This is a genomic window from Flavobacterium silvisoli (assembly GCF_004329815.1).
Lineage (GTDB): Bacteria > Bacteroidota > Bacteroidia > Flavobacteriales > Flavobacteriaceae > Flavobacterium > Flavobacterium silvisoli.
Map to the genome: position 1 here is coordinate 1 of NZ_SJPE01000008.1, position 24,873 is coordinate 24,873.

At 38.6% G+C, this 24,873-nt stretch carries 27 protein-coding genes and 1 riboswitch; of the genes, 16 read left to right on the forward strand and 11 right to left on the reverse strand.

What is annotated here, in order from left to right; genetic code table 11:
* The 11 genes from EZL74_RS07795 to EZL74_RS07845 form a co-directional block, all read left to right on the forward strand.
* Positions 1-600 (forward strand): IS3 family transposase (locus EZL74_RS07795; protein WP_131476047.1); only part of this gene is annotated, 600 nt, incomplete at its 5' end.
* 114 nt (positions 601-714) lie between these two features.
* Positions 715-1,161: a TolB-like translocation protein gene (locus EZL74_RS07800; protein WP_131476048.1), complete on the forward strand. Its 447-nt coding sequence runs from the start codon at positions 715-717 to the stop codon at positions 1,159-1,161.
* A 175-nt stretch (positions 1,162-1,336) separates the two neighbouring features.
* A complete protein-coding gene (locus EZL74_RS07805; RefSeq protein WP_131476049.1) occupies positions 1,337-1,729 on the forward strand; it encodes a DUF1801 domain-containing protein in 393 nt (130 codons plus the stop codon).
* Complete coding sequence (locus EZL74_RS07810; protein WP_131476050.1) at positions 1,729-2,115, forward strand: hypothetical protein; 387 nt, start codon at positions 1,729-1,731, stop codon at positions 2,113-2,115. The genes EZL74_RS07805 and EZL74_RS07810 overlap by 1 nt, the downstream gene beginning before the upstream one ends.
* 100 nt (positions 2,116-2,215) lie before the next feature.
* On the forward strand, positions 2,216-2,779 hold the full coding sequence (locus tag EZL74_RS07815; RefSeq protein ID WP_131476051.1) for a Crp/Fnr family transcriptional regulator: 564 nt from the start codon (positions 2,216-2,218) through the stop codon (positions 2,777-2,779).
* Between the two features lie 203 nt (positions 2,780-2,982).
* Positions 2,983-3,660, forward strand: a complete 678-nt coding sequence (locus EZL74_RS07820) for a type 1 glutamine amidotransferase domain-containing protein (RefSeq protein ID WP_131476052.1) — start codon at positions 2,983-2,985, stop codon at positions 3,658-3,660.
* 55 nt (positions 3,661-3,715) lie between these two features.
* The gene (gloA2, locus tag EZL74_RS07825; RefSeq protein ID WP_131476053.1) at positions 3,716-4,099 is read left to right on the forward strand and encodes an SMU1112c/YaeR family gloxylase I-like metalloprotein; all 384 of its coding nucleotides are present in this window, start codon (positions 3,716-3,718) and stop codon (positions 4,097-4,099) included.
* A 90-nt stretch (positions 4,100-4,189) separates the two neighbouring features.
* Positions 4,190-4,256, forward strand: a riboswitch (Fluoride riboswitch).
* Positions 4,257-4,287: 31 nt separating this feature from the next.
* Positions 4,288-5,604 carry a voltage-gated chloride channel family protein gene (locus EZL74_RS07830; protein WP_131476054.1) on the forward strand — a complete coding sequence of 439 codons (1,317 nt, stop codon included), beginning with the start codon at positions 4,288-4,290 and terminating at the stop codon, positions 5,602-5,604.
* Positions 5,605-5,798: 194 nt separating this feature from the next.
* A complete protein-coding gene (locus EZL74_RS07835; protein WP_131476055.1) occupies positions 5,799-6,338 on the forward strand; it encodes an inorganic diphosphatase in 540 nt (179 codons plus the stop codon).
* A gap of 85 nt (positions 6,339-6,423) precedes the next feature.
* Positions 6,424-7,293 carry a cation diffusion facilitator family transporter gene (locus EZL74_RS07840; RefSeq protein WP_131476056.1) on the forward strand — a complete coding sequence of 290 codons (870 nt, stop codon included), beginning with the start codon at positions 6,424-6,426 and terminating at the stop codon, positions 7,291-7,293.
* 41 nt (positions 7,294-7,334) lie between these two features.
* On the forward strand, positions 7,335-7,895 hold the full coding sequence (locus EZL74_RS07845) for a DUF4256 domain-containing protein (protein ID WP_131476057.1): 561 nt from the start codon (positions 7,335-7,337) through the stop codon (positions 7,893-7,895).
* Between the two features lie 99 nt (positions 7,896-7,994).
* Here the strand turns inward: EZL74_RS07845 and EZL74_RS07850 are convergent, their stop codons facing one another.
* Entirely contained in the window at positions 7,995-9,053 is a 1,059-nt protein-coding gene (locus EZL74_RS07850) for an NAD(P)-dependent alcohol dehydrogenase (protein WP_131476058.1), read from the reverse strand.
* Positions 9,054-9,301: 248 nt separating this feature from the next.
* On the opposite strand from EZL74_RS07850, the gene EZL74_RS07855 reads away from it, so the two are divergent.
* Positions 9,302-10,729, forward strand: coding sequence for an L-serine ammonia-lyase (locus tag EZL74_RS07855; protein WP_131476059.1), 1,428 nt, complete (start codon positions 9,302-9,304; stop codon positions 10,727-10,729).
* A 5-nt stretch (positions 10,730-10,734) separates the two neighbouring features.
* On the opposite strand, the gene EZL74_RS07860 is transcribed toward EZL74_RS07855, so the two are convergent.
* The 10 genes from EZL74_RS07860 to EZL74_RS07905 form a co-directional block, all read right to left on the reverse strand.
* Entirely contained in the window at positions 10,735-12,090 is a 1,356-nt protein-coding gene (locus tag EZL74_RS07860) for an outer membrane beta-barrel protein (protein ID WP_131476060.1), read from the reverse strand.
* A 1-nt stretch (position 12,091) separates the two neighbouring features.
* A complete protein-coding gene (locus EZL74_RS07865; protein WP_131476061.1) occupies positions 12,092-14,026 on the reverse strand; it encodes a KUP/HAK/KT family potassium transporter in 1,935 nt (644 codons plus the stop codon).
* 119 nt (positions 14,027-14,145) lie between these two features.
* On the reverse strand, positions 14,146-14,832 hold the full coding sequence (locus EZL74_RS07870) for a response regulator (protein WP_131476062.1): 687 nt from the start codon (positions 14,830-14,832) through the stop codon (positions 14,146-14,148).
* Positions 14,825-15,928 carry a sensor histidine kinase gene (locus EZL74_RS07875; protein ID WP_131476063.1) on the reverse strand — a complete coding sequence of 368 codons (1,104 nt, stop codon included), beginning with the start codon at positions 15,926-15,928 and terminating at the stop codon, positions 14,825-14,827. The genes EZL74_RS07870 and EZL74_RS07875 overlap by 8 nt, the downstream gene beginning before the upstream one ends.
* Before the next feature lie 124 nt (positions 15,929-16,052).
* Complete coding sequence (locus EZL74_RS07880) at positions 16,053-17,357, reverse strand: ABC transporter permease (RefSeq protein WP_131476064.1); 1,305 nt, start codon at positions 17,355-17,357, stop codon at positions 16,053-16,055.
* Positions 17,357-18,280, reverse strand: a complete 924-nt coding sequence (locus tag EZL74_RS07885; protein ID WP_131476065.1) for an ABC transporter ATP-binding protein — start codon at positions 18,278-18,280, stop codon at positions 17,357-17,359. Before EZL74_RS07885 ends, EZL74_RS07880 begins: the two co-directional genes overlap by 1 nt.
* 188 nt (positions 18,281-18,468) lie before the next feature.
* Positions 18,469-19,593 carry a molecular chaperone DnaJ gene (gene dnaJ / locus EZL74_RS07890; protein WP_131476066.1) on the reverse strand — a complete coding sequence of 375 codons (1,125 nt, stop codon included), beginning with the start codon at positions 19,591-19,593 and terminating at the stop codon, positions 18,469-18,471.
* Positions 19,594-19,599: 6 nt separating this feature from the next.
* Positions 19,600-20,169 (reverse strand): nucleotide exchange factor GrpE, encoded by a 570-nt coding sequence (locus EZL74_RS07895; RefSeq protein WP_131476067.1) that lies wholly within the window; start codon positions 20,167-20,169, stop codon positions 19,600-19,602.
* Between the two features lie 270 nt (positions 20,170-20,439).
* Positions 20,440-21,345, reverse strand: coding sequence for a TIGR01777 family oxidoreductase (locus EZL74_RS07900; RefSeq protein WP_131476068.1), 906 nt, complete (start codon positions 21,343-21,345; stop codon positions 20,440-20,442).
* A 74-nt stretch (positions 21,346-21,419) separates the two neighbouring features.
* Positions 21,420-21,875, reverse strand: coding sequence for a DUF4442 domain-containing protein (locus tag EZL74_RS07905; protein WP_131476069.1), 456 nt, complete (start codon positions 21,873-21,875; stop codon positions 21,420-21,422).
* 200 nt (positions 21,876-22,075) lie between these two features.
* On the opposite strand from EZL74_RS07905, the gene EZL74_RS07910 reads away from it, so the two are divergent.
* From EZL74_RS07910 to EZL74_RS07925, 4 genes are read left to right on the forward strand one after another with little or no spacing between them, the layout of a single operon-like run.
* Positions 22,076-22,531 (forward strand): DUF4870 domain-containing protein, encoded by a 456-nt coding sequence (locus tag EZL74_RS07910; protein WP_131476070.1) that lies wholly within the window; start codon positions 22,076-22,078, stop codon positions 22,529-22,531.
* A gap of 35 nt (positions 22,532-22,566) precedes the next feature.
* Positions 22,567-22,779 (forward strand): hypothetical protein, encoded by a 213-nt coding sequence (locus EZL74_RS07915; RefSeq protein WP_131476071.1) that lies wholly within the window; start codon positions 22,567-22,569, stop codon positions 22,777-22,779.
* A 59-nt stretch (positions 22,780-22,838) separates the two neighbouring features.
* Entirely contained in the window at positions 22,839-23,168 is a 330-nt protein-coding gene (locus EZL74_RS07920) for a PadR family transcriptional regulator (protein WP_121314380.1), read from the forward strand.
* Positions 23,169-23,173: 5 nt separating this feature from the next.
* Positions 23,174-24,871, forward strand: a complete 1,698-nt coding sequence (locus EZL74_RS07925) for a PspC domain-containing protein (protein ID WP_131476072.1) — start codon at positions 23,174-23,176, stop codon at positions 24,869-24,871.
* Positions 24,872-24,873 lie beyond the last annotated feature (2 nt).

Here is a 24,873-nt window from a genome sequence, read left to right on the forward strand (position 1 = left end):
AAACGTTTTCACATTACAACTGATTCTAAGCACTTCTTTTATAAATCTCCTAACCTACTCAAAGATTTAACTTTATCTCACGCAGAACAAGTCTTTGTAAGCGATATAACCTATATCAAAGTTGATGGTGGTCACGCTTATTTAGCACTGGTGACAGATGCTTACTCAAAGAAAATAATGGGTTGGAAATTAGACGACAATATGAGAGTGACTCTTGTCAAAGATGCTCTGGATATGGCTTATAAAAACTGTAGTCATAATCATAAAAATATCATTCATCACTCGGACAGAGGAATTCARTATTGCTGCCCGGATTTCTCAGAATYTGCTCAAAAMAAAGGGTTTATACTCAGCACAACCCAACAATACGATCCGTATGAAAACGCAGTAGCTGAAAGAATTAACGGAATTTTGAAGTATGAGTTCGGGCTAAAAAACACTATTAGAAATATTGAAATCGCTCAAAAAATGATAGCCGAAGCTGTAAACATATACAACAACAAACGTTTACATTGGAGTTTAGATTTAAAAACACCGCAAATAGTGCACAAACAATATGATAAACAACCTTATAAATCCTATGCTAAAAAAGCAGCTTAAAACCTATCAATTATTTCTGTAAATTTGATTCAATTAATAACCTAAAACGGTCAACGTATTTTAGGACATGACAGCCAGTTCAATAATCTAACGCAACTTTAAAAATCAATTATTATGAAAAATTTATTAAAAAGTACATTGTATTTATTTGTTTTTGCTTTGGCAGGAATCTTGTTTCAAATTAGCTGTTCATCGGACAGTATTTCTAATAGTTCAACGTCTTTGGGTAAAATTGTTTACACCAAAAGAGCAAGTGGTCAACTCCAAATATGGACTTGTAACTACGACGGAACGGCTCAGGCACAAATTCCGATAACGTTGCCATCAAATGTTCGTTTCAATTTTTGGTCAACTAACAGTACGGCTATAAGTGCTAGTGACGAGACTAGTGTTAGATTATCTCCTGATGGTCAAAATGTGTTTTTTGCAACCGTAACTAATCCTGGTTCAGGCAGTCAATATTTCTCTATCTACACTTGTGATTTGTCAGGAAATAATTTAACGGAAATTTTGACACAAGCTAGCGGTGAAGACCCGTTAGTAATTGGAGGCGTTTATTAAAAACTGCACACATATAACAACCGTTTTACACAATAGCTGGTTTACTCTATAACTTGACTTTTCCTTTACGAAAAAACAGTATCTTTAACTTCAGAAAATGTATTCGCAATACATTACTCTTAAAAACTCGGAACGTGAAAATCAATGTAGCTGTAATCATAAATTAACCCTGACAATGAAAGAAGCAATCAAAGAATACAACGCCAATTTAACTACAGAAGAAAAGAAAATATGTGATGAACTTGCTTTACTTATTGATTCTGAGTTAACAGAAGCTCACAGCAAAATTTGGCATGCGCATCCCGTATGGTTTTTAGATGAAAACCCCATAGTGGGTTACAGTAAACAAAAAGCCGGCATAAGGTTAATGTTTTGGAGCGGAGCTGATTTTGAAGAAGATGGACTAAACGTAAAAGGGAAAAAATTTAAAGACGCTTCTGTTTTTTACAATAATTGTATTGATATCAATTCAAAAGATATAAACCGTTGGCTCAAAAAATCCAGAGAAATCCAATGGGACTATAAGAATATTGTAAAGAAAAAAGGTAAACTGGAAAGGATAAAATAATGAAATCAACATTTAAATATTTAATTTTAATGATTTTGGGCTTTTTAGTGATGTATGTTTGTAAGAGCCTCCAACATTTACCACCTTCAGAAGGAGTTGAGTATCGATATTCCAGTCTTCTCAAAAACAATTACACTTTACTGTCAGCCTTTATTTTCATGGTAATTGGGTTAGGTGCCGGTTTTTTTTACAAACTAAATCCCTGGTATGCCGGATTCTCCCTGATTCTGATTTTCCCATTAGTCAGTTTATTTGAAGGAACTGTATATCGTGGCAGTCATAATCTGATTCCTTTTGAATTTGCGATGCATTTTTTTATGTCTTTGCCAGCTGTTGGGGGTGTTTATCTGGGCAGGATATTGAACAGAAAGACAAATGCCACTTAATTTCGAATGGTATCAAACCCGAATACATAAACTTCAGATAATATCCGTAAATTGTTATTAGACTATAAAAAAACATAGCATCCGTAGCTTTGACAAAAAAATGAGTGAAATATTAAGGCAACAAATAGAAAAAATAACGCCGCTTACAGACAAAGAATTTGAATATATCTTGTCTCACTTTACCCGTAAAAAAATAAAAAAGCACCAGTATCTCCTGCAAGAAGGCGAAGCGGTTCAGAATGATTATTTTGTTACAAAAGGTCTTTTAAAAGCCTATTATGTAAACCAAGACGGTAAAGAACATATCATGCAATTCGCCATGGAAGATTGGTGGATTACTGACTATCAAGCTTATTTTAACGAAACCAACGCAACATTAAATATTGACTGCATTGAAGCTTCAGAAGTACTTTGTTTATCCCTTCGCAACCGTGAAAAACTATGCGCCGATATGCACAAAATAGAGCATTTTTTCAGAAAGAAATCTAATGCAGGTTATGTGGCCTTACAACGAAGAATATTATCACTGTTGAACAGCAATGCCAAAGAGCGTTACGAACAACTATTACAGCAATATCCTCTACTATTTCAAAGAGTCCCCAAAACTTTAATAGCTTCCTATTTGGGAGTTTCGAGAGAAACTCTAAGCCGTCTTTCTTCTTAATGTGATTTATATCACACCAAACTTGTGACCTACCTCCTGTTACCAGATGAACCTTATGCCGAAATTTGTACTAATAAATTTAATCAACAGTACTAATGGTTACTAAGTTTAAAAATATCTTGTCAGGAATTATGGTTATGGCAGCTTGCACCATTTTCCCGGGTTTGAATCAAGCAACTGCACAAAAAATAAAATCAAAAAAAATGAGTCAGAAAGTTTTATTTGTGGTTACAAGCCACGACAAATTAGGCGAAACCGGTGAGTCAACCGGTTATTATTTAGGTGAAGTAACACATCCTTGGGCGGTATTGACCCAAGCTGGTTATGAAATTGATTTTGTAAGTCCCAAAGGCGGTAATCCTCCTTATTACGGAGACAATACCGAGGACCTTATCAATCAAAAGTTTTTGGCCGACAAAAAATACCAGGCTAAAATTCAAAACACCATGACTCCTTCTGAAGTTAATCCATCAGATTATGTTGCCATCCTTTATGCAGGAGGTCACGGTACCATGTGGGATTTTGCAGATAATGCTGAATTGGCTTTGATTGCTCAGAAAATTTATGAAAACAATGGTATAGTAAGTGCCGTTTGTCACGGGCCTGCCGGTTTGGTAAACATCAAACTGAGTGATGGCAAATATTTGATTGACGGCAAAAAAATTAATGCTTTTACCAACGAAGAAGAAATTGCTGTCAAATTAGAACATGTTGTTCCGTTTAGTTTAGAAACCAAATTAATTGAACGCGGTGCCATTTTTGAAAAATCCGGATTATGGCAACCCCACGTTACCGTAGATCAAAGAGTGGTTACAGGTCAAAATCCTCAATCGGCACATGGTGTTGGCGAGGCTGTGTTGCAAGAACTTAAAAAACTATAATCAAACACATTTCATTTGAGGCAACTATAATGTTGCCTCATCTTTTTATAAAATTATGTTCAATAAAATTCATCATCTTGCCATTATTAGTTCAGATTATCAGGAATCCAAACATTTTTACACCAAAATTTTAGGATTGGAAATTATCCGGGAGGTATATCGAGAAGACCGACAGTCGTATAAATTAGATTTAGCTCTAAACGGCAACTATATTATTGAATTATTTTCGTTTCCAAATCCACCGCAAAGAGTCTCCGGACCCGAAGCCTGCGGATTGAGACACTTGGCTTTTGAAGTTTCGAACCTTGAGAATACCATAGCTTATCTGATGAGCCATAACATCACTATCGAACCCATAAGAATTGATGAATACACTCAAAAACGATTCACATTCTTCAGAGATCCTGACAATTTGCCCATAGAAATAGTTGAAATATAAAATCTCATATATTAATGCGATTTGAAATAATAAACATATCAAGAAAAAAGCACTAAAATTTGATTGAAAAAAAATAAAGCTTACTTTTACACCACAATAGGAAATGGTGTTCTTCCTAACCCAACCGCCCTAAAAAGCTGATGACGCCTGATTAAACCGATGTACAAAAACATTTAATCAGGATTACTATGTCCCAACGAAATCAAAAGAAATCAGTCACCGACAACCGCCAAATCAATATCAAGTTTTTATTCAAAAAATACCCGGCTGTTCCCTACATCATCAAATGGCTTTTAATCAGTTCAATTATAGGAGTATGCGTTGGTAGTGCTTCTGCCCTCTTTTTGCTCTCGCTGGATTGGGCAACCAATTTCAGAGAAACGCACTTGTGGTTGATTGCTTTTTTACCCATCGGCGGACTACTGATTGGTTTATTGTATTATTATTCAGGGAAAGACATAGAGACAGGCAACAATCTTTTGATTGATACCATTCACAATCCGAAACAAATCATCCCTTTTAAAATGGCTCCTTTCGTGTACACAGGAACCATAGTCACTCATTTTTTCGGGGGTTCAGCCGGTCGCGAAGGAACTGCACTGCAAATGGCCGGAGCCATAGCCGATCAGTTCACAAAACCTTTTAAATTAAACCCCGGCGAACGCAAAATTCTTTTAATAGCTGCCATAGCGGCCGGTTTTGGTTCTGTCTTCGGAACCCCATTAGCAGGTGCTCTGTTTGGCTTGGAGGTTTTTTTAATCGGCAGGATAAAATACGATGCCATTTTTCCGGCTTTTGCCTCGGCTATACTCGCCGATTTAGTGACTAATCTTTGGCAGGTCAATCACACCCATTATCATATCGACTCCATTCCAAAATTACAAGCACTACCCATTATATACAGTATAATAGCGGGTATTGCCTTTGGTTTGTGTGCTGCCGCGTTCAGCAAAATCATTCATTTCGTGACAGCCCAATTCAAAAGTAACATAGCTTTTCCTCCACTCCGCCCTCTCATAGGCGGAATTATTGTGGCTGGGGCAGTATGGGCTATAGGTACCACGAAATACATCGGATTAGGAATTCCAACCATATTAGAGTCCTTCGGTCATCAGTTGCCGGTATATGATTTTGCCATCAAAATGGCTTTTACCATACTGACGTTGTCGGCCGGATTTAAAGGTGGCGAAGTAACCCCCTTATTTTTTATCGGGGCGACTTTAGGAAGCGGACTTTCTTTATTCATTCCGTTGCCTACGGCACTTTTGGCAGGAATGGGATTTGTAGCGGTATTTGCCGGCGCTACCAATACACCTTTGGCTTGCCTGCTGATGGCTATAGAACTCTTTGGAGCCGAATGTGGTATTTATGCAGCCATTGCCTGTGTGGTTTCCTACCTATTTTCGGGGCATAACAGCATTTACACGAAGCAAGTGATTGGCGAAGCAAAACACAACCAATTCAGCCATCAAACCGGAAAAACAATACACGAAAAAGAAGGCTGAAATTAGTCGTTAATAATCCAAAATATTATGCAAATCTTAACAAAAGAGGTGCTATATTGCCGCCCGTTTCAGAAGATACCTCAACAGGATTCCGAACAACTCTTTCAGAAACAAAATAAAAAGACAAATACTTCACAAACAGCACTCTAAAAATTAGTAAAACATACAGTTAATAATATTTAAATAAAAACAAAATGAACAAAAATCCATGGCACGAAGTAGAGTTTGGAGAGAATGCACCGAGCATCGTAAACGGAATCATTGAAATTCCGAAAGGTTCCAGAGCTAAATATGAATTAGACAAGGAAAGCGGCATGCTAAAATTAGATCGTGTTTTGTTTTCTTCAGTATACTATCCTGCAAATTACGGTTTCATCCCTAAGACTTACTGTGACGACAAAGATCCTTTGGATATTTTAATCATTTCGCAAATTGATATTGTACCGCTTTGTTTGGTTTCGGCCAAAGTTATCGGAGTAATGCGCATGATTGATGGCGGAGAAGCGGACGACAAAATTATCGCCGTGGCCGAAGGCGACCCAAGTGTGAACCACATCAATGACATCTCTGAACTTCCGCAACACTTCATCTCTGAAATGCGTAATTTTTTTGAAGATTACAAAAAACTGGAAAAAAAGACCGTAATTGTTGAAGAATTTCAAAATAAAGAAGTAGCCGAAGAAATTGTCAATAAAGCCATAGCCGATTATCAATTGATGTTTGGCAACGCCTAACAAACTTATTTTATTAGGTTTAAACCTCAATACCATAATTTGACGTAGCTTTGCCATGGCAAGTTAGCATTCAGAAAAAAGTAAGATGACCAACGAGCAAACAGCTGTTAAAGCAACTTATTTCAGCATACTGGGAAACACCGGTTTAGCCATCATCAAGGGGCTGGCCGGTTTTTTCGGGAACTCGTATGCCCTGATTGCCGATGCCATCGAATCGACAGCTGATATTTTTTCATCATTTTTGGTCTTATTCGGAATAAAATATGCCAACAAACCGGCTGATGAAAATCATCCTTACGGTCACGGAAGAGCAGAACCCCTGATTACGTTTATCGTGGTGGGGTTTTTAATTACTTCAGCCACCGTCATTGCTTATGAAAGTATACAAAATATAGGAACTCCTCATAACTTGCCTAAAGGATGGACCTTGATTATTTTAGGACTGATTATCGTTTGGAAAGAATATTCATTTCAAAAAGTGATCAAACGGGCCAAACAAATCAACAGTTCTTCATTAAAAGCTGATGCATGGCACCATCGGAGCGATGCCATTACTTCGGTGGCAGCTTTCATTGGGATATCTATAGCACTTGTATTGGGAAAAGGATATGAATCAGCTGATGACTGGGCAGCTCTCTTGGCCTCATTCTTTATTTTATACAATAGTTATCTAATCTTCAGACCGGCTCTTGGCGAAATTATGGATGAGCATCGTTATGAAGATTTGGTAGACCAAATAAGGGCCGTTTCGGTAAAAGTTGATGGCATTATTGGTACCGAAAAGTGCTTTATCCGAAAAGCCGGAATGAAATACCATGTAGATTTACATGCCATCGTTGACGCCAAAATTACTGTAAAAGAAGGCCATGATTTGGCACACAAATTAAAAGATACTCTAAGAGTGGAAATAATTGAATTGGGACACGTATTAATTCACGTAGAGCCAAACGAATAAAACTTATATTCGAATTCCTAACACTTCAGATATACTCGGCAATGAAAAAAGCTAAAGAATTGTCAGCCCAAGAACGTGAAACACTATTCAAAACAATGAAAGACCGTTTTGAAAAAAACAGTACCCGCCACAAAAATATTGATTGGGACAAAGTACAGGCAAAACTGGAAATCAGTAATAAATTATGGTCGCTGAATGCAATGGAATTGACCGGAGGCGAGCCGGACGTTATCGGTTATGACTCAGCAACGGATACTTATCTTTTTTGTGACTGTTCGGCCGAAAGCCCAAAAGGAAGGAGAAGTCTTTGCTATGACCGACAAGCATTAGAATCGAGAAAAGAGCACAAACCCCAAAATAATGCTATTGATCTGGCTGCAGAAATGGGTATTGAACTTTTAGACGAAGAACAATACCGGCAATTGCAACAACTAGGAACATTTGACAGCAAAAGTTCGAGTTGGATAAAAACTCCCGACAGAATACGTGAACTGGGTGGTGCTTTGTTTGGTGACTATCGCTACGACACCGTTTTCGTTTACCACAATGGCGCTGAATCTTATTATGCCGTCAGAGGATTTCGTGGAGTATTACGAGTTTAGAAAAGACTGATGGATAACAAAAAAAGAGACGATAGACAGAAATTAATAGCTAAATACATCTATTATCTATCCGTCTATCATCTATTATCTGTTTGTTTATCATCCTTTTAAGGAAGCCATATCAATTACAAAGCGGTAACGCACATCGCTTTTAAGCATTCTTTCATAGGCCTGGTTGATGTCCTGCATTTTGATGATTTCTATCTCAGATACTATGTTGTGTTCGCCACAAAAATTGAGCATTTCCTGAGTTTCGGCTATACCGCCTATTAAAGAAGCTGCTACCGACTTTCTCCCCATAATCATTGGAACGGTATTCAATATAGGGTCTAAACCTCCTAAATACCCCACCAGTACCAACGTACCACTGATGCACAAGGTGGTAATATAAGGATTGACGTCGTGTACGTAGGGAACCGTATCTATGATGACATCAAATTTACCGGCTACTGTGGCCATTTGGGCTTCATCTGTAGAGATGATTACGGCATCGGCTCCCAGTTGTTTGGCGTCTTTTTCTTTGCCGGGCGTTCTTGAAAAGAGGGTTACTTCCGCCCCTAATCCTTTGGCTAGTTTGATGGCCATGTGCCCTAATCCGCCCAAACCTACTACCGCAACTTTACTTCCCTTGGTTACTTTCCAGTGGCGTAAAGGTGACCAAGTGGTAATGCCGGCGCAAAGTAAAGGAGCTACCGCGGCTAAGTCAAGATTAGGCGGTACAGTAAGCACATAATTTTCATCGACTACAATCTTTTCGGAATATCCCCCATAAGTCATTCCTCCCAAATGTTTGTCTTCACTATTGTATGTCCCTACCCAACCGTTTAAGCAATACTGTTCTAAATCTTGTTTACAACTGGAACATGTACGACAGGAATCTACAAGACAACCAACTGCTGCAACATCGCCTACTTTTAGCTTGGTTACGGCACTACCTACGCGAGTAACTTTACCCACAATTTCGTGTCCGGGAACGGTCGGATAAGTTGTAAATCCCCAGTCGTTTCGTGCCGTATGCAGGTCAGAGTGGCAAACACCACAGTAGAGGATTTCGATTTCGATATCGTTGGGCAGAACATCTCTGCGTTCAATGTTTATAGGGGCCAAGGGTGCATCAGGAGCACCGGTTCCGAAAGCTTTTACATTTGTTGTTGACATGTTATTTGAATTACGAATTATGAATTTGGTTTTATACTCTTGTACTGTATTCTAATTGCAGAATGTGTCTTATAAAGGTACAGCTATTTTTTGTTGCCCTGTGTAAAAATTAACTTTTGTGGAATAGTATTTTTGAACAAAAGAAGAATAAGTATTACAAATTAGGATGATTGGTTTAACACACATTTAAACCGTCAGAATTCACAATTCTTCTCTATCTTTGTTGTAACTAAATCGATATTGTACCTATGGAAGAATGCATTTCCGTTTTTGATATGCTTAAAATTGGTGTCGGACCTTCGAGTTCACACACTTTGGGACCTTGGCGTGCTGCAGAGCGTTTTTTGAATGAATTAAGAACCGCAAATAAGTTAAGCAAAACCACAGCAGTCAAAGTCGATTTATATGGTTCGCTTTCCTTAACCGGTAAAGGTCATGCTACTGATTTGGCTGTTATGCTGGGATTATCAGGTCAAGACCCCGAATATATTCCGGTTGAAAATATTGATCAAATCATTACCGAAATCAAACAAAAAAACGTGCTTTTTTTAGGCAACGAAATGTACATCCCTTTCCCTATCGATGAGGCTATTATTTTCAATAAAAACTTCCTGCCATTTCATGCTAACGGATTAACCTTTACAGCCTCATTAGTTGATGGCAGTACTTATTCCTCTACCTTCTACTCTATCGGTGGTGGTTTTGTAGTAAAAGAAGAACGTGCCAATGCCAAAAAGAAACAGGAGATTAAATGCGCTTTTCCGTTTCCGATTCAGAATGCTGCAGAACTTTTAGAATACACTATTACAGAAAAAAAATCCATTTCGGAGATTGTTTATGCCAATGAAATATCGATGCGCCCGGAAGCCGAGGTACACCGCGAACTGATGCGTATTTGGACTACCATGCTCGAATGTATGTACATTGGCTGTCACTCCGAAGGCATATTACCCGGAGGGTTGAACGTGCGCCGTAGAGCCTTTGACATGCATCAAAATCTGATTGGATTATCAAACTATAATTCACCGCAGGAATGGTTGGAGTGCATTAGAAAAACCGAAGTAAAGTTTCGTCAGATATTGAAATGGGTGAGCTGTTTTGCTCTTGCTGTGAATGAAGTGAATGCCGCTTTGGGCAGAGTGGTAACTGCACCCACTAATGGAAGTGCCGGAGTAATTCCGGCTGTGTTAATGTACTATATGGTTATTGAAAACCATCAGGCCGACGAAAAACATATCAAACAATTCCTGATGGTGGCCGGAGAAATTGGCAGTATCTTCAAAAAAGGTTCGACTATATCTGCCGCTATGGGCGGTTGTCAGGCCGAAATTGGCGTTTCCTCAGCCATGGCTGCCGGAGCTTTGTGTGAAGTAATGGGCGGAACTCCTGAACAAGTTCTGATGGCTGCCGAAATTGCCATGGAACATCACCTGGGTCTGACCTGTGATCCTATTGGCGGATTGGTGCAAATTCCGTGTATAGAGCGTAACACTATGGGAGCGATTAAAGCCATCAACGCAGCCGAACTTGCTATGGAAACCGATGCTAAGAATGCAAAAGTACCACTGGATAAAGTAATCGATACGATGTGGCAAACTGCTAAAGACATGAACTCTAAATATAAGGAAACCTCCGAAGGAGGTCTCGCTGTGGCTGTAAATATGGCGGATTGTTAGACTTTTTAAATTCTGAATAAGACTGCAAAAATCAATCGGTTTTCCATCTTTACCAAATCAGGTTGCCAATCATCGGGTAATGGTGTTGTGGTGTAGCCTGTTGGTGAAGTCACGCCGCCACTTCCTGCGAAATAAGGAACGCTGGCTTTGCGGTGAACAAATTCCACTCGGAATGTAATGCTTTGATTGGGCATAAAATCGAAATTAGTGGAACAATCCCATCCCTTAAACTCATCACCAGGATTAGCACTGAAAGGATGCGTTCCGGCAGTTTGAGTCGGGTTATTGGGATTTGGTAACGGACTCGCATCTCCTGTTGGATACAAAACCAAATACCTTCCCGGATTGGTCATATAGCCTCCTCCTATGGTCCATGCCATTTTGTTTTTATTGAACCAAACGCGGTTGTATACCATTCCGCTGAGGAAATATTGAGATGGCGTTTGTGAATTACCATTAAAACCTCCTACTCCATCACCGCTTTCAAATCCGATATCAAAAGTTGATGAAAAAGCGGCTCTGCTGATGCCTGTAGCTTTGGGTTGATTGTAATACCGAACAAGCAAACTGTTATCAGAGTGAAAACGTATTCGGTTTTTCAGTCCGGCCGCATCGGTTCCGTAATAGTCGTTGGTTAGCAATTTTACCGCTTCATTAGGGCACCAAGTTACGTTTCCTCCTATGCCCGGCATGCTGTTGAACTTGGCATAACTTTGCCAACCGTTGATGAGCCAACCTTCGATTTTTAAATGCTTGGTCGGAAAAATTTGTACCCGGACACCATTGAAAAACCAAGGTGTATTATCCGAGGTAAAAGAGGCCTGATATTCCCAATTTTCCACTTGATAATACGAATTCAACCCGATGTAAGACATGAACATTCCGGCATCAACATTAATTCCATACCATTTATCAAAATGATACCCGGCATAAGCTTCGGATAAGTAGCGGTAGACATTATCTAACTGATATTGTCCTCGATAGACACTGTAATCATTCCTCGGCACCACCGTTGAACGCGTACCAAACTGCAACATGATTTTACCACGGGCACCTTCATAATTGAACTCGCCACCGATATTAGCACTCGACAATTGCATTTCGTTATTGCGCGCCAAAGCGGTAGAACCCACAACTGTATTGTCAATGGGGTTGTTAAACGAATGCGTATAATTGGCATCAATCATAATACTGCCAACGAAATATTTTGAAGTCAAAACCGACGGTGTTGTTCTTCGGTCGGAGCCATTTTGCCAAGTCATGTCCATGCCTTCAAATGGAATTTTTGTAATAAGTGTATCATTTTGCGCGAAGCAATTTACAGCTGATAAAATAGTAATCGCAATGAGTAACTGTTTCATGTTATTTTCGATTTAATTCTAAATTGGTTACTGGTGAATACACCATTGGATATTCTTCTATTTGCACATCGCTTTTGTCTAAGCCAAAGGCTTTTTCATCGGAGAGGGATAATTTTTTGAGCCAGAAATACGTGGTCAGCATCCAGCCTTCTTTAAAAGCAAATTGATTTTCTACCGAAATGTATTTCTCGATAATGACAAATTTATAATCAGGTTCTGCGTTGTATTTAGTAGATCCGTCGGGACGAATGTGGAGATTGAGTTCTTTTTTGGCCACCAAATCCTGCACTATTTTTTTGAAATACAACTCGACTTTCGGCTGCACACGAAAACCGATATTGAGGATAATCTTGATAACTTTATCATCCAACAATTCCACTACTTCATAATTGAGTGTAAACGGTTCGTTGGTTCTGTTAATGTGGAAGAACCAGTAAACATCTGCTCTTTTGGGTTGCTTTGCGAAGATGGATTTGATGATTTTTTCTTCGATTTCGTATGTTTTATCCGCTTTGGATAAATAGATTAAATGCGTCGCGTATTTGGGGATGGCATCATCTTCGCTCAACATGGCTAAACTTTGGGTTTGTTCCATCAGGTTGGTGAATTTCAGGAAGCGGTTGTTGATTTTTCGGGAATAGTACCAAACGTACATGACCATGAAGATGAACAATTCGAAAAAGAGGAACATCCATCGTTCCTTAATTTTAGAAACATTGGCAATAAAGAAAGACACTTCAATTACTGAAAAAATAATCAGGATTAAAGTTACCCAACCTTTGTTTATCTTTTTGATAAAAACCAGATAATACATCAGCAACAAGGTGGTCATCATCATGGCAATCGTGATGGAAAAACCGTAGGCAGCCTCCATATGGGTAGAGTTTTTAAAATATAAAATCATCAGGATACAACCCACCCAAAGTATAGTGTTTACAGAAGGAATATAGATTTGTCCCTTTAAATTTGTCGGATTTTTTAGTGTAACTCTAGGCCAAAAGTTGAGTGATATAGCTTCATTGATTAAGGTAAAAGAACCGCTAATCAATGCTTGAGAAGCGATGATGGCTGCCAAAGTGGCAATGATGATTCCAAGCAATAAAAACCATTGTGGCATGATGCAGTAAAACGGATTTCTGTCGCCCAACAGGGATTGTCCCTGATTCATCAGCCAGGCTGCTTGTCCTAAATAATTTGTTATGAGGCAAATTTTAACAAACATCCATGTGATTCTAATGTTCATTTTTCCACAATGTCCTAAATCGGAATATAACGCTTCTGCACCTGTAGTACAGAGAAATACAGCACCGAGTAACCAGAAACCTTTTGGATAAGTAACCAATAATTCATAAGCATAAACAGGATTCAGGGCTTTTATGATGTTGGGATGATGTAAAATTTGAGCGAATCCTAAAACAAACAACATAGTAAACCAAATGACCATGGCCGGTCCGAAAATGAAACCAACTTTTTGGGTTCCGAAACGCTGAAAAACAAATAATCCTGAGAGTATAGCAATTACAATAGGAATGGTCGGAATGTTGGGAATGATGACTTCGAGACCTTCGACAGCAGAGGCTACCGATATTGGTGGTGTTATAATTCCATCAGCCAAGAGCGTAGTAGCTCCTAAAATTGTGGGAATAACCAGTTTACCTTTACCAAAACGTTTGACCAAAGCATACAAAGAAAAAACACCACCTTCGCCATGATTGTCAGCAGAAAGTGTCAGGAAAATGTATTTGAAAGTCGTTTGAAATGTCAGCGTCCAAAAGACACAGGAAATGCCGCCATAGACCAGTAATTCGGAAATTTCTCGGGTTCCGATAATAGCTTTCATTACATACAACGGACTGGTACCGATATCGCCATAAATGATGCCGAGTGCGACAAGCAATGTAACTGCGGTGACTTTTTGAGGGGTAGAAAGATTCATTTTGAGATTATTAGATTGTTTTACTTCTTAGATTGTTAAAAAAAATTAGACATGAGTTGTCCTGTGCGGGGTTCTGCAGGAGAATCCACAAAGGGGTTTAAACGAAAAGATGTTGGGTTTTAGCCGGAGTTAAAGCGATAGCCTACACCCGATTCGGTGAGGATGTATTTTGGACGGTTGGGATCTTCTTCGATTTTTTTGCGAAGCTGAGCCACAAAAACGCGTAAATATTGTGTTTGCTCGGCATAAGCATTGCCCCAGATTTCTTTTAAAATATATTGATGCGTCAGCACCCGACCATCATTTTTCAACAGTAAAGTGAACAAGTTGTATTCGGTGGCGGTGAGTTTCAGCACTTCGTCTTTGACTTTGATGATACGTGAAACGAAATCGACCGTAATAGCACCAAACGCAATTATTGGTTCCTGACTTTGATTAAAACTGCCACGCAAAGCCGTTCTGATTCGGGCTAAAAGTTCCTGCGTTCTGAACGGTTTGGTCAGATAATCATTGGCTCCGCTGTCTAGCGCTTTGACGATTTCTTCTTCGGTACTTTTTACCGATAGAATAATGATGGGATTTTGGTACCAGTCGCGCAGTTGTTTTAGCACTACTTGTCCGTCTTGATCGGGTAAGCCTAAATCGAGTAAAATCAAATCGGGTTGGTGGCTGGCAGCCATAGTAATGCCTTCTTTGGCATTGATCGCAAACAGCAGTTTGTATCCGTTAGCTTCAAGTGTAATTTCTAAAAGCTTCCTGATTTGGATTTCATCATCAATGACTAATATGGAAAAACCGTTACTCATTTACGACCGTATTAGTGGCTAAACAATCAACCGCGAAAGTCATTTCGAACACGGCTCCTCCTTCTTCGGCATTACTTAATTTAATGGTTCCGTTTTGCGCTTCTACGAAACCTTTTACAATGGAAAGACCAAGTCCGGTTCCGCCAGTTTTTGAGTTTTGAAGGCGATAAAATTTATCAAAAGCCCTGTCAATTTCCGCTTCCGGAAAACCATAACCGTCATCGGCAATGGTGATGATGCATTTTTTGATTACATTCATATGGGCTTCATAATCGGCATCTACATCATATTTAATTTCGATTTGAATTTTGGCTCCTTTGGGAGTGTATTGCGAAGCATTGTAAATCAGGTTGTACAGAATTTGTTCCATCAAACCATAATCGAGTTTGAATAGAGGCAAATTGTCATCAGCAAGTATTGTCCATTTATGACCTTTCAATTCTTCGGACAAACGATTGCAGGCATTATAGGCTAATTCTTTTACATCGCACCAATCTGATTTAGGCAAAATATAACCTGACTCTAACCGCGACATGTTGAGTAAATTTTCGACTTGATAATTCAATTTCATCGAAGCTTTTTCAATTTCGTTGAATAAATTGTCTTTGCTATCAGCCGTTAAATTCACATTCTTTTGTTGGAGTGTATCGATAGAGCCAATAATGGTGGCGATGGGCGTTCTTAATTCATGTGACAACGAATCTAACAAAGTATTGTAGAGTTTCATTGTATTTACCCGGGCTTCTTTCATGTGAATGGCCTTTTGCATGCGTTTGATTTTATAGGTCAGTACCGCATTAATCAAAGCAATGATAAAGAACAATAAGAGCAACAAAGCGTCTTGCGCATTGTCAATGTGTAAGGTATAATAAGGTTTTATGAACAGAAAATCTAAAGCGACTGCACTCAGGATTGCGGCGAGCAGTACTTGTCTTATTTCTAAAAATATGGCCAGGATAGAAACCAAAAACAAGAGTAAATACCCAATGATTTTGTAATCGATTATATCTCTAACCGCTAATCCTAACAAGGAAACCACAGCTACCGAAAGTATGCTGATTAGGTATTGATGGGATTGGTTTTTTAGCGGTACCATTTTCTTTGCTTCTTATAATGGGACAAAGTTACGGCATTCGTTATAAGTAGAATATAAGGGAAGCGGCAGAAAGTATAAAGATTTTATAAAGATTTCTCTTCACAAAATCTTTACACTATACTGGCTAGTATTTAAGCCACTTGATAAGTTCTTTCCAGGACGGTTTTTTACCATACATTAGAATTCCGACGCGGTAAATTTTGGCAGCAAACCATACCACGCCAAGGAACGTTCCGAAAAGCAATACCATGGAAACGATGATTTGCCAAACCGGTACGCCGAATGGTATCCGCATCATCATGACAATAGGTGATGTCAGCGGAATCATGGAAAACACGGTAGCAATTGTTCCGTGCGGATCATTGATTACGGTAAAGAAACCTATGTAAACCCCAAGAATCAAAGGCATAATGATTGGCAAGAGGAATTGCTGTGAATCGGTTTCATTATCAACAGCGGCACCAATCGAAGCGTAGAATGAACTGTAAAGGAAATAGCCTCCGATGAAGTAAATGATAAACGATATCAAAATAGTTGCAATGGGTAAGTTCCAAAGTTCTTTGATGTACATTGAAATATTACTACCCGCCGCATGTTGAGCCGTATGGATGGCTTGTGCTTGCATTCCCGGAGTAGCGCCCATGTGAACACCCAGCATACTCGACACTACAAACATAGCCGTCAAACCCAGTAATGCCCAAATCAGGAACTGTAAAATTCCCGCCAGTGATGTTCCTATGATTTTGCCCATCATCAGTTGAAACGGTTTTACCGAGGAAATAATTACTTCAATGATGCGGGATGTTTTTTCTTCGATAACGCTGCGCATTACCATATTCCCGTAGAGTACAATAAACATCATAATGAGGTAACCAAAAGCTCCTCCGATGATGATTTTAATTTCGTTCAGCCCCTTCAGTGCTTCCTCTCCGGTGGCCTTAGCCAAATTAATGGAAACATCGGCTTTGGCCTGATTGATTTTTAAGGTATCCAGTCCGGCATTTTGGAAATTCTCTGCCGTCATTTTTTTGGCAATGATATCTTCAACATCTTCAATAAAACTAACACTCGGACTGTCATTAGAAATGTACTGAATGCTTTTTTGGAGGGTTGCATTATCGGGTGATTTCGGAATCAGCAATAGTCCTTCATAACTTTCAGAAACGATGCTGTCTTTGAGTGTTTTGGTATCAACCAAGGAAAGGTCAACATACTTGTATTCGTCATCGGTTTTAAATTCTTTGACAAACCGCCCTGTTTCGTCATGAATAGCTATAGTTTTCAAATCAGCTTTCATCGAACTCAAATAACCCACAAAAACACCGATCCCTACAAACAATAACGGACTCAGAAAAGTCATTACAATGAAGGATTTGTTGCGCACTTTGGCAATGAATTCTCTTTTGATGATAAGTATAAGTTTGCTCATTATTTTTCGCTTACAGTTTGGATAAAAATATCGTTCACACTCGGAATTTTTTCTACAAAATGGGTTACCTGTCCACGTTGAATCAGAGTGTTCAATAATTCGTTAGGCGGCACCGTACCAAGGTTAATTTGCAGTTTTAACTCATCGTTTAACGATTTAAAATCGGTTTGTGAAAGAGTAAACTTCTGTGTTAAGTCATACATTAGTCCTTCCACATTGTCGGTCAGTATTCCTACTTCGTACTCATTGGTACGGTATTGTTTTTTAACGTCGGTCAATTTACCTTCGATGAGTTTATTGGATTTATGAATTAATGCGATGTGGTCGCACATCTCTTCAACACTTTCCATACGATGAGTAGAAAAAATTACCGAAGTCCCTTGCCGGTTCAGTTCGATGATTTCATCTTTAATCAAATTGGCATTCACCGGATCAAAACCTGAAAAAGGTTCGTCAAGAATCAACAATTTAGGTTTGTGCAGCACAGTTACCACAAACTGAATTTTTTGAGCCATTCCCTTTGATAGTTCCTGAATCTTTTTATTCCACCAGCCTTTAATTTCAAGCCTGTCAAACCAATATTCCAATTCCTTTTTCGCTTCAGCTTTTGACAATCCTTTCAGCTGCGCCAAATACAGGCACTGTTCTCCTACTCTCATGGTTTTGTACAAACCGCGTTCTTCGGGCATGTAGCCAATGACACTCACATCCTCGGGCTTTAGCTTTTCGCCATCCAGAATGATTTCGCCACTGTCGGGCATGGTGATTTGATTAATGATTCGGATTAAAGAAGTTTTTCCGGCTCCATTGGGGCCAAGCAGTCCGTAAATACTGCCTTTGGGAACGGTTAAAGAAACTGCGTTGAGCGCGGTGTAATCACCATATTGCTTCACGACTTGGTTTACTTCAAGGATGTTGCTCATACCATTTAATTTATTTCAACTGTCAGACTATTTGTCACGAAGTTGTAAAAGTAGCTATTTGCCCTAAAAATAATGTTAAAGAAAACAAAAAAACCCACCCTTATTGTAACACAAGGATGGGAAAAATTGCTATGAAAAAGAAATTACCTGTTTCCAAGTAATACCCAAATATAAAACTATTTTTTAAATTATGAAAACATATCTTTTACTTTTTCAAAAAAAGATTTGTCGCTTTTTTCAGGTTTCGGAATGAAGTTTTCGTCGGTCAAAGCTTTCTCAAAAAACTGACGTTGTTCTTTGTTCAAGTTCTTTGGTGTCCATACGTTTACATGTACTAATAAATCTCCGTTTCCGTAACTGTTTAGACTTGGAATTCCCTTGCCTTTCAATCTTAATATTTTACCCGATTGTATACCTTCTTCGAGTTTGATTCGTACTTTTCCGTTCACGGCTTCAATTTCTTTGGAAGCTCCTAAGGCCGCCTCAGCAAAACTGATGTACAAATCGTAGTGGAGGTTTTCTCCTTCACGTTTTAAAAACTCATGTTCTAACTCTTCGATGACTACAATCAAATCACCGGAAATTCCGTTACCCGGAGCCTCATTTCCTTTTCCGGAAACTTTCAATTGCATTCCGTCAACCACACCGGCCGGAATTTTGATAGAAACGGTTTCATCCTCCAAAATCATTCCGTGCGCATCAGCGTTATTAGGCTTGCTCTCAATAGTTTGTCCGGTACCGCCGCAAACGTGACACGTTGTAGCCGACTGCATTCTGCCCAAAATAGTATTGGTCACACGCAATACCTGACCTTGACCGTTACAAGTAGCACATGTTTTATACTTAACGCCCGGTGCTTGTACTTTGCGTTTTACTTTTACTTTCTTTTCAACTCCGTTGGCAATTTCATCTAAAGTCATTTTTACTTTGATACGAAGATTGCTTCCTTTCACCCTGCGCTGTCCACCAGAACTACCGCCAAATCCGCCGAAACTGCCTCCGCCGAAAGCCCCGCCGAAAATGTCTCCGAATTGACTGAAAATGTCATCCATATTCATGTGGTGACCGCCTCCGAAACCGCCTGCTCCATCAAAGGCAGCATGACCATATTGATCGTATTTGGCTTTTTTGTCCGGATCGCTTAACACTTCATAAGCCTCAGCAGCAGTTTTAAAATTTTCTTCTGCTTCCTTATTACCAGGGTTCTTATCGGGATGAAATTCTATGGCTTTTTTTCGGTAAGCCTTTTTGATTTCTTCAGCCGAAGCATTTTTGGATACACCCAGTATTTCGTAAAAATCTTTTTTGCTCATAGTCTGTTATTGTCCTATTACCACTTTTGGGAAACGAATAATTTTATCTCCCAGTTTATATCCTTTCTCTACCACATCCACCACTTTACCTTTCAGTTCGTCGCTCGGTGCAGGAATTTGGGTGATGGCTTCTGCAAAATCCGGATTGAAATCATCACCTGTTTTAACCTCAACTTGTTCCAAACCTTTAGAAACCAGTGTACTTTTTAGTTTTTCATGAATTAACTCCACGCCTTTTAACATGACATCATCTTCCGACTTTGCGATCTGTGCCAAGGCTCTGTCAAAATCATCTAAAACCGGTAATAATGCCTGCAAAACTTCCTGATTGGCAGTTCTGAATAAATCAATACGCTCTTTCGTCGTTCTTTTTTTGAAGTTTTCAAATTCAGCAAAAAGACGCAGAAATTTATCTTTTTCTTTAGCCAATTCTTCCTGTAATTGAGCTTCAACACTCAGTTCTTCGGCAGCTTCGACTTCATTGATTATGTTTTCTGCTTCGCCCTCAATCGGGTTTTTGTCCGTGTTTTCGGTATTCATTTCGGTTTTATTTTTAAATATATTTTTGATTTTCATTTTTTCCGTTTGAACAGCAAAAGTACTGCCAATTCTTCAAAAATGTCAAATTGTCACAGTAATTGTTCTGCAAAAACTGACTGAAGGTTTTAAACTAAACTGACTGATTAACTAAAATTTAATAAAATTTTAAGACTATCACGTTTTCATTTTGGTTAGATTTGTTACTGAATAAATGAAAACGTCAAGGTTAGCTTAAGCTGTAATAATTATTAATTCAACAATCTTTATAGTAAAAAAAAGGTGCTGTCATTATAACAGCACCTTTTTTTATGGGTATAAATTAGCTATCGCCTTATCTATCTCGGGGAATTGAAACCGGTAACCGGCCTGAATAATTTTTTGTGCACTGAGATTTTTACTGGAAAAAAGAAGGTAACTCATTTCACCTAAGACCAATTGCATTACAAATTTAGGAATACGGGGCAATAGCAGAGGTTTTTGGAGTCTTTGGGCAATGACTTTGGTGAGCTGTTGATTGCTGACTGTATTAGGAGCAACCGCATTAAAAACACCTTCCAACTGATTTTCAATAACAAAAGAATAAATGGCAACCAAATCGGCAATATGAATCCACGACTGGATTTGTTTTCCTGAGCCCATAGCAGCACCAAATCCGAGCTTAATAGGTTTAACCATTTCCGGCAAGGCTCCTCCTTTGTTTGAGAGTACAATTCCGGTTCGCAACTTGCATACTTTTAATCCTAATACCTGAAACCTATCAGCTGCTTCTTCCCATTTTTTTACCACATTTGAAAGAAAACTGTCTTCTGAATCGAGCGTTGTTTCATCATAAACAGTTGAAAAACTTTCAGGATAAATAGATATACCTGAAGCTGAAATAATTTGTTTTACCTGATTGGGATGTTTTTTAACCAAGTTGAATAACAACTCTCCGGAGAGTATCCTGCTTTCTATAATTTCCTGTTTATAGGTATTAGTCCAACGATGGGCAATATTAGCTCCGGCCAAATGAACAATTACATCCACTCCGTAAAGGCAATTTTCATCAATTTTTCCTTCTTGCGGATTCCAATAGAATCCAATGCAACCGAATTGCTCTCCAATCTTGGATTTTGAAGTAGTCAGATAATGAACCGTGTGTTTTTTTGCTAACAACAGTTGTGTTAATTCCTTCCCTATTAAACCTGTAGCTCCTGTAATTAGTATGGTCATCTCAAAAAAATTTACCCAAAGTTACCATCAAATTGTATTAAAACAATCACAATTATAAAGGGTTTAACTTTTGTCTACGGCTTTACTTTGATACTCCATTCAAAGTTCAGTTCGGAAACCTGTTCTCCTTTTTCATTGGTTCCAAACGATTTCATTCGGATGATTTGTCCTTCTCCGGTAGCAATGGCCTTTTGAACCGCTTCTCTTACCAAATCACCTTCATCGCAGCTAAATGTTATCCTTCCGGTGGCCTTCTTGGTAAAGTTCCCACTGTTGTGAGCTACCAACATTGAAATTCTCTGTCCCGATTTTTGTATCTGCAACATCACTAAAGCACCGGTTGTCAATTCGGCCGCCATTGTCTGAACAGCAAAATACATTGAGTTAAACGGATTTTGATTGAACCAACGATGCTTTACAGTAGCCACACATTTTTGTTCGGAAACCGATTTAACCCGGACACCACACCAAAATGCAGAAGGTAATTTGTAAAATAAAAACGCATTCATTCTTGACGGAGAAAGTTTCATAAGGCCTTGATTTCGCTATAAATATAATAAAAAACAAATGGTTTGAGGGAGTTTTATATTTGTTAATATTTTGTTAAATTTAAGTACTTTGCATTGCATAATACCTTTTTTTAGCCTTATCTTTGTATAAGAAATTAATAGCCTATCAATAGTATTAGTAAAAAAGTTTCAATCATCAATCAAATCAAATCGAAAAAATCATGACACCCACAAACGAAAAAAACACCGCTACCTTCCTCCACCTGAGCGCATTGACACAATACATATTTCCCTTCGGAAATTATATATTTCCGATTGTCATTTGGAGTTCTAAGAAAAACGAATCTGAATTTGTTGACTACAACGGCAAACAAGTCCTTAATTTTCAGCTGAGCATCTTTTTGTACTCAATGCTATTGTGCCTGATTGCCATTCCGATTTTTATATACACTATTTTCAAACACATTCCGTTTGAAAAAATCATTGATCATGATGATTTTTTAATCGACAATCTGACTGCCGGAAACATTACAGGCTTATCCATATTAGGCTTACTGGCCGTGATGCTGTTCTTATTCCTCAAAGTAATCGAGTTCATCTTAATCATTTATGCGGCGGTAAAATCATCAAACGGTGAAAAGTACAAATACCCTTTAAGCATTCCATTTTTCAAATAATCAAAAACATCATCAATCATTAAAATCAAATCAATATGAAACAATTAATCCTGATAGCAGCTATGATACTGGCTATGACAGCAAAACTTTTGGCACAAGACCAAAATGCTTTTGACAGCAGAAAATCGGCAGCACAAAACGAACCTCATCAATTCGGCACTGTGACGCACAAAGAATCAAATATCCATACAAAATGCTATTTGAAAGCAAAAGTGAACCATCAAATTCACAATTCCGTTTTCCGGTAAACACCTTAATCATCAATCAAAAAACGAAGCAGTAATCAAAAAAAATTAAATCATGCATTATGAATATTGAAAACACAAAAGCCCAGATGCGTAAAGGTGTTTTAGAATTTTGTATCTTGTCTGTCCTAAAAGAAAAAGATGCCTACACCTCTGAAATATTAGACACTTTAAAAAACGCTAAATTACTTGTGGTTGAGGGTACGGTTTACCCCTTGCTTACAAGACTTAAAAACGACGGATTGCTCAATTATCGTTGGGAAGAATCTACCTCGGGGCCGCCGCGAAAATACTATGGTTTAACCGAATTAGGAAAAACATTTTTAACAGAATTGAACGGCACCTGGACCGAATTGTCAGACGCTGTAAACATCATAACCAATCAAAAATAAGAATCATGAACAAAACAGTAAATATTAATATAGGCGGTTTATTCTTTCACATAGATGAAGATGCATACCAAAAATTATCCCGCTATTTTGAAGCTATAAAACGCTCGCTTTCCAACTCATCAGGGAAAGACGAAATCATGAAAGATATTGAAATGCGTGTGGCAGAATTGTTGACCGAAAAACAAAAAAGCGACAAACATGTCATCAATAACAAAGATGTAGACGAGGTAATCGTTATCATGGGACAACCGGAAGATTACCGCATTGACGACGATTCTACAGAAGCTCCTGCCGAGACTTACTATCCGAAACGCAGAAAATTATACCGCGATAAAGACCGTGGTTTAATTGGGGGGGTTGCCACCGGTTTAAGCCATTATTTAGGTATCGATGCCGTATGGATTAAAATCATCTTCTTATTTTTCACTTTTGTGGGAGGTTCAGGTTTGATTGCGTATCTGATTTTCTGGATTGCCACTCCAAAAGCGGTAACTACTTCTGAAAAACTGGAAATGACCGGAGAACCGGTAACCATATCCAACATCGAAAAGAAAGTCAGAGAAGAATTTGACAGTGTGTCAAACAAATTTAAAAACGCCGATTACAGTCAGGTAAAAAGCAGTGCTGAAAGAGTAGCCGGCGGAATTGGTGAAGCCATTACCAAGGTATTCGGAGTGTTTGCTAAAGTTTTAGGAGCCATCATCCTGGTGTTTTCTTCAATAACCTTAGCGGGATTGTTCATAGGGTTGTTTACTTTTGGAACTACCTCCTTTATTGATGCTCCTTGGCAACGTTACATTGATGCTGTAAATTATACTGACATTCCGTTGTGGTTGTTTGGCATCCTTACCTTTTTAGCCGTAGGAATTCCGTTTTTCTTCTTCCTTTTATTAGGGTTGAAATTATTGGTAACCAATTTAAAATCGATAGGAAACATTGCCAAATACTCTTTATTAGCCATCTGGATTTTTGCTGTGGGAGCCTTAGTTTTCATCGGAATCAAACAATCAACCGAAAGAGCCTATGACGGTAAAATAGTGGTGAAAGAAACCCTGCAACTGAAACCAAATGATACGTTACGCATCAAGTTTGTAAACAATGATTTCTTTTCTAAAAGCATTTATGACAATGAAGACTTCCTCTTTACGCAAGATTCAACAAAACGCGAAGTCATCTATTCCAACAATATCCGTTTCGAATTGAAAGCTACCGACAAACAATTGCCTTACCTGCAAATCGAAAAACTAGCCGAAGGCAAATCGTTCAACGAAGCCAACAACAGAGCCGAAAAAATAAAATACGGATTCAAAATGGTAGGCAACGAATTGGTACTGGACAATTATTTATTGACCGAAATGGCCAGCAAATACCGAAATCAACACGTAGAATTGTTCTTGTACTTGCCGAAAGGCACCTTATTCAAAATGGATAAGAGCATGGAACGATACGACAGCAGCGATGATGAATTCTTCAATTTACACGAAAGTTCAGAAGACTATGTTTACAGAGTTGACGACAATCAGGTGAAATGTCTGAACTGTCCGCCGGATGAAAACGAATATCAAGATGTGGAAATAAACAACGCTGACATCAATATCCCAACTCCGCCTACGCCACCGGTACCGCCTACCTCAAAAATGTCAGGTAAACGAACTTCCAAATTAGTGGTAGACCAAAACGGAGTAATCATCAAAACCAATTAATT

Bases quoted from the DNA above. Each gene is read 5' to 3' on its own strand.
- EZL74_RS07835 (WP_131476055.1), top strand. From the start codon at position 5,799: ATGAACAAAAATCCATGGCACGAAGTAGAGTTTGGAGAGAATGCACCG.
- dnaJ (WP_131476066.1), bottom strand. From the start codon at position 19,593: ATGAGCAAAAAAGATTTTTACGAAATACTGGGTGTATCCAAAAATGCT.
- EZL74_RS07925 (WP_131476072.1), top strand. From the start codon at position 23,174: ATGAACAAAACAGTAAATATTAATATAGGCGGTTTATTCTTTCACATA.
- EZL74_RS07875 (WP_131476063.1), bottom strand. From the start codon at position 15,928: ATGGTACCGCTAAAAAACCAATCCCATCAATACCTAATCAGCATACTT.
- EZL74_RS07810 (WP_131476050.1), top strand. From the start codon at position 1,729: ATGAAATCAACATTTAAATATTTAATTTTAATGATTTTGGGCTTTTTA.
- EZL74_RS07815 (WP_131476051.1), top strand. From the start codon at position 2,216: ATGAGTGAAATATTAAGGCAACAAATAGAAAAAATAACGCCGCTTACA.
- gloA2 (WP_131476053.1), top strand. From the start codon at position 3,716: ATGTTCAATAAAATTCATCATCTTGCCATTATTAGTTCAGATTATCAG.
- EZL74_RS07845 (WP_131476057.1), top strand. From the start codon at position 7,335: ATGAAAAAAGCTAAAGAATTGTCAGCCCAAGAACGTGAAACACTATTC.
- EZL74_RS07855 (WP_131476059.1), top strand. From the start codon at position 9,302: ATGGAAGAATGCATTTCCGTTTTTGATATGCTTAAAATTGGTGTCGGA.
- EZL74_RS07920 (WP_121314380.1), top strand. From the start codon at position 22,839: ATGAATATTGAAAACACAAAAGCCCAGATGCGTAAAGGTGTTTTAGAA.
- EZL74_RS07900 (WP_131476068.1), bottom strand. From the start codon at position 21,345: ATGACCATACTAATTACAGGAGCTACAGGTTTAATAGGGAAGGAATTA.
- EZL74_RS07850 (WP_131476058.1), bottom strand. From the start codon at position 9,053: ATGTCAACAACAAATGTAAAAGCTTTCGGAACCGGTGCTCCTGATGCA.
- EZL74_RS07860 (WP_131476060.1), bottom strand. From the start codon at position 12,090: ATGAAACAGTTACTCATTGCGATTACTATTTTATCAGCTGTAAATTGC.
- EZL74_RS07895 (WP_131476067.1), bottom strand. From the start codon at position 20,169: ATGAAAATCAAAAATATATTTAAAAATAAAACCGAAATGAATACCGAA.
- EZL74_RS07830 (WP_131476054.1), top strand. From the start codon at position 4,288: ATGTCCCAACGAAATCAAAAGAAATCAGTCACCGACAACCGCCAAATC.
- EZL74_RS07915 (WP_131476071.1), top strand. From the start codon at position 22,567: ATGAAACAATTAATCCTGATAGCAGCTATGATACTGGCTATGACAGCA.
- EZL74_RS07840 (WP_131476056.1), top strand. From the start codon at position 6,424: ATGACCAACGAGCAAACAGCTGTTAAAGCAACTTATTTCAGCATACTG.
- EZL74_RS07880 (WP_131476064.1), bottom strand. From the start codon at position 17,357: ATGAGCAAACTTATACTTATCATCAAAAGAGAATTCATTGCCAAAGTG.
- EZL74_RS07865 (WP_131476061.1), bottom strand. From the start codon at position 14,026: ATGAATCTTTCTACCCCTCAAAAAGTCACCGCAGTTACATTGCTTGTC.
- EZL74_RS07805 (WP_131476049.1), top strand. From the start codon at position 1,337: ATGAAAGAAGCAATCAAAGAATACAACGCCAATTTAACTACAGAAGAA.
- EZL74_RS07910 (WP_131476070.1), top strand. From the start codon at position 22,076: ATGACACCCACAAACGAAAAAAACACCGCTACCTTCCTCCACCTGAGC.
- EZL74_RS07870 (WP_131476062.1), bottom strand. From the start codon at position 14,832: ATGAGTAACGGTTTTTCCATATTAGTCATTGATGATGAAATCCAAATC.
- EZL74_RS07820 (WP_131476052.1), top strand. From the start codon at position 2,983: ATGAGTCAGAAAGTTTTATTTGTGGTTACAAGCCACGACAAATTAGGC.
- EZL74_RS07885 (WP_131476065.1), bottom strand. From the start codon at position 18,280: ATGAGCAACATCCTTGAAGTAAACCAAGTCGTGAAGCAATATGGTGAT.
- EZL74_RS07800 (WP_131476048.1), top strand. From the start codon at position 715: ATGAAAAATTTATTAAAAAGTACATTGTATTTATTTGTTTTTGCTTTG.
- EZL74_RS07905 (WP_131476069.1), bottom strand. From the start codon at position 21,875: ATGAAACTTTCTCCGTCAAGAATGAATGCGTTTTTATTTTACAAATTA.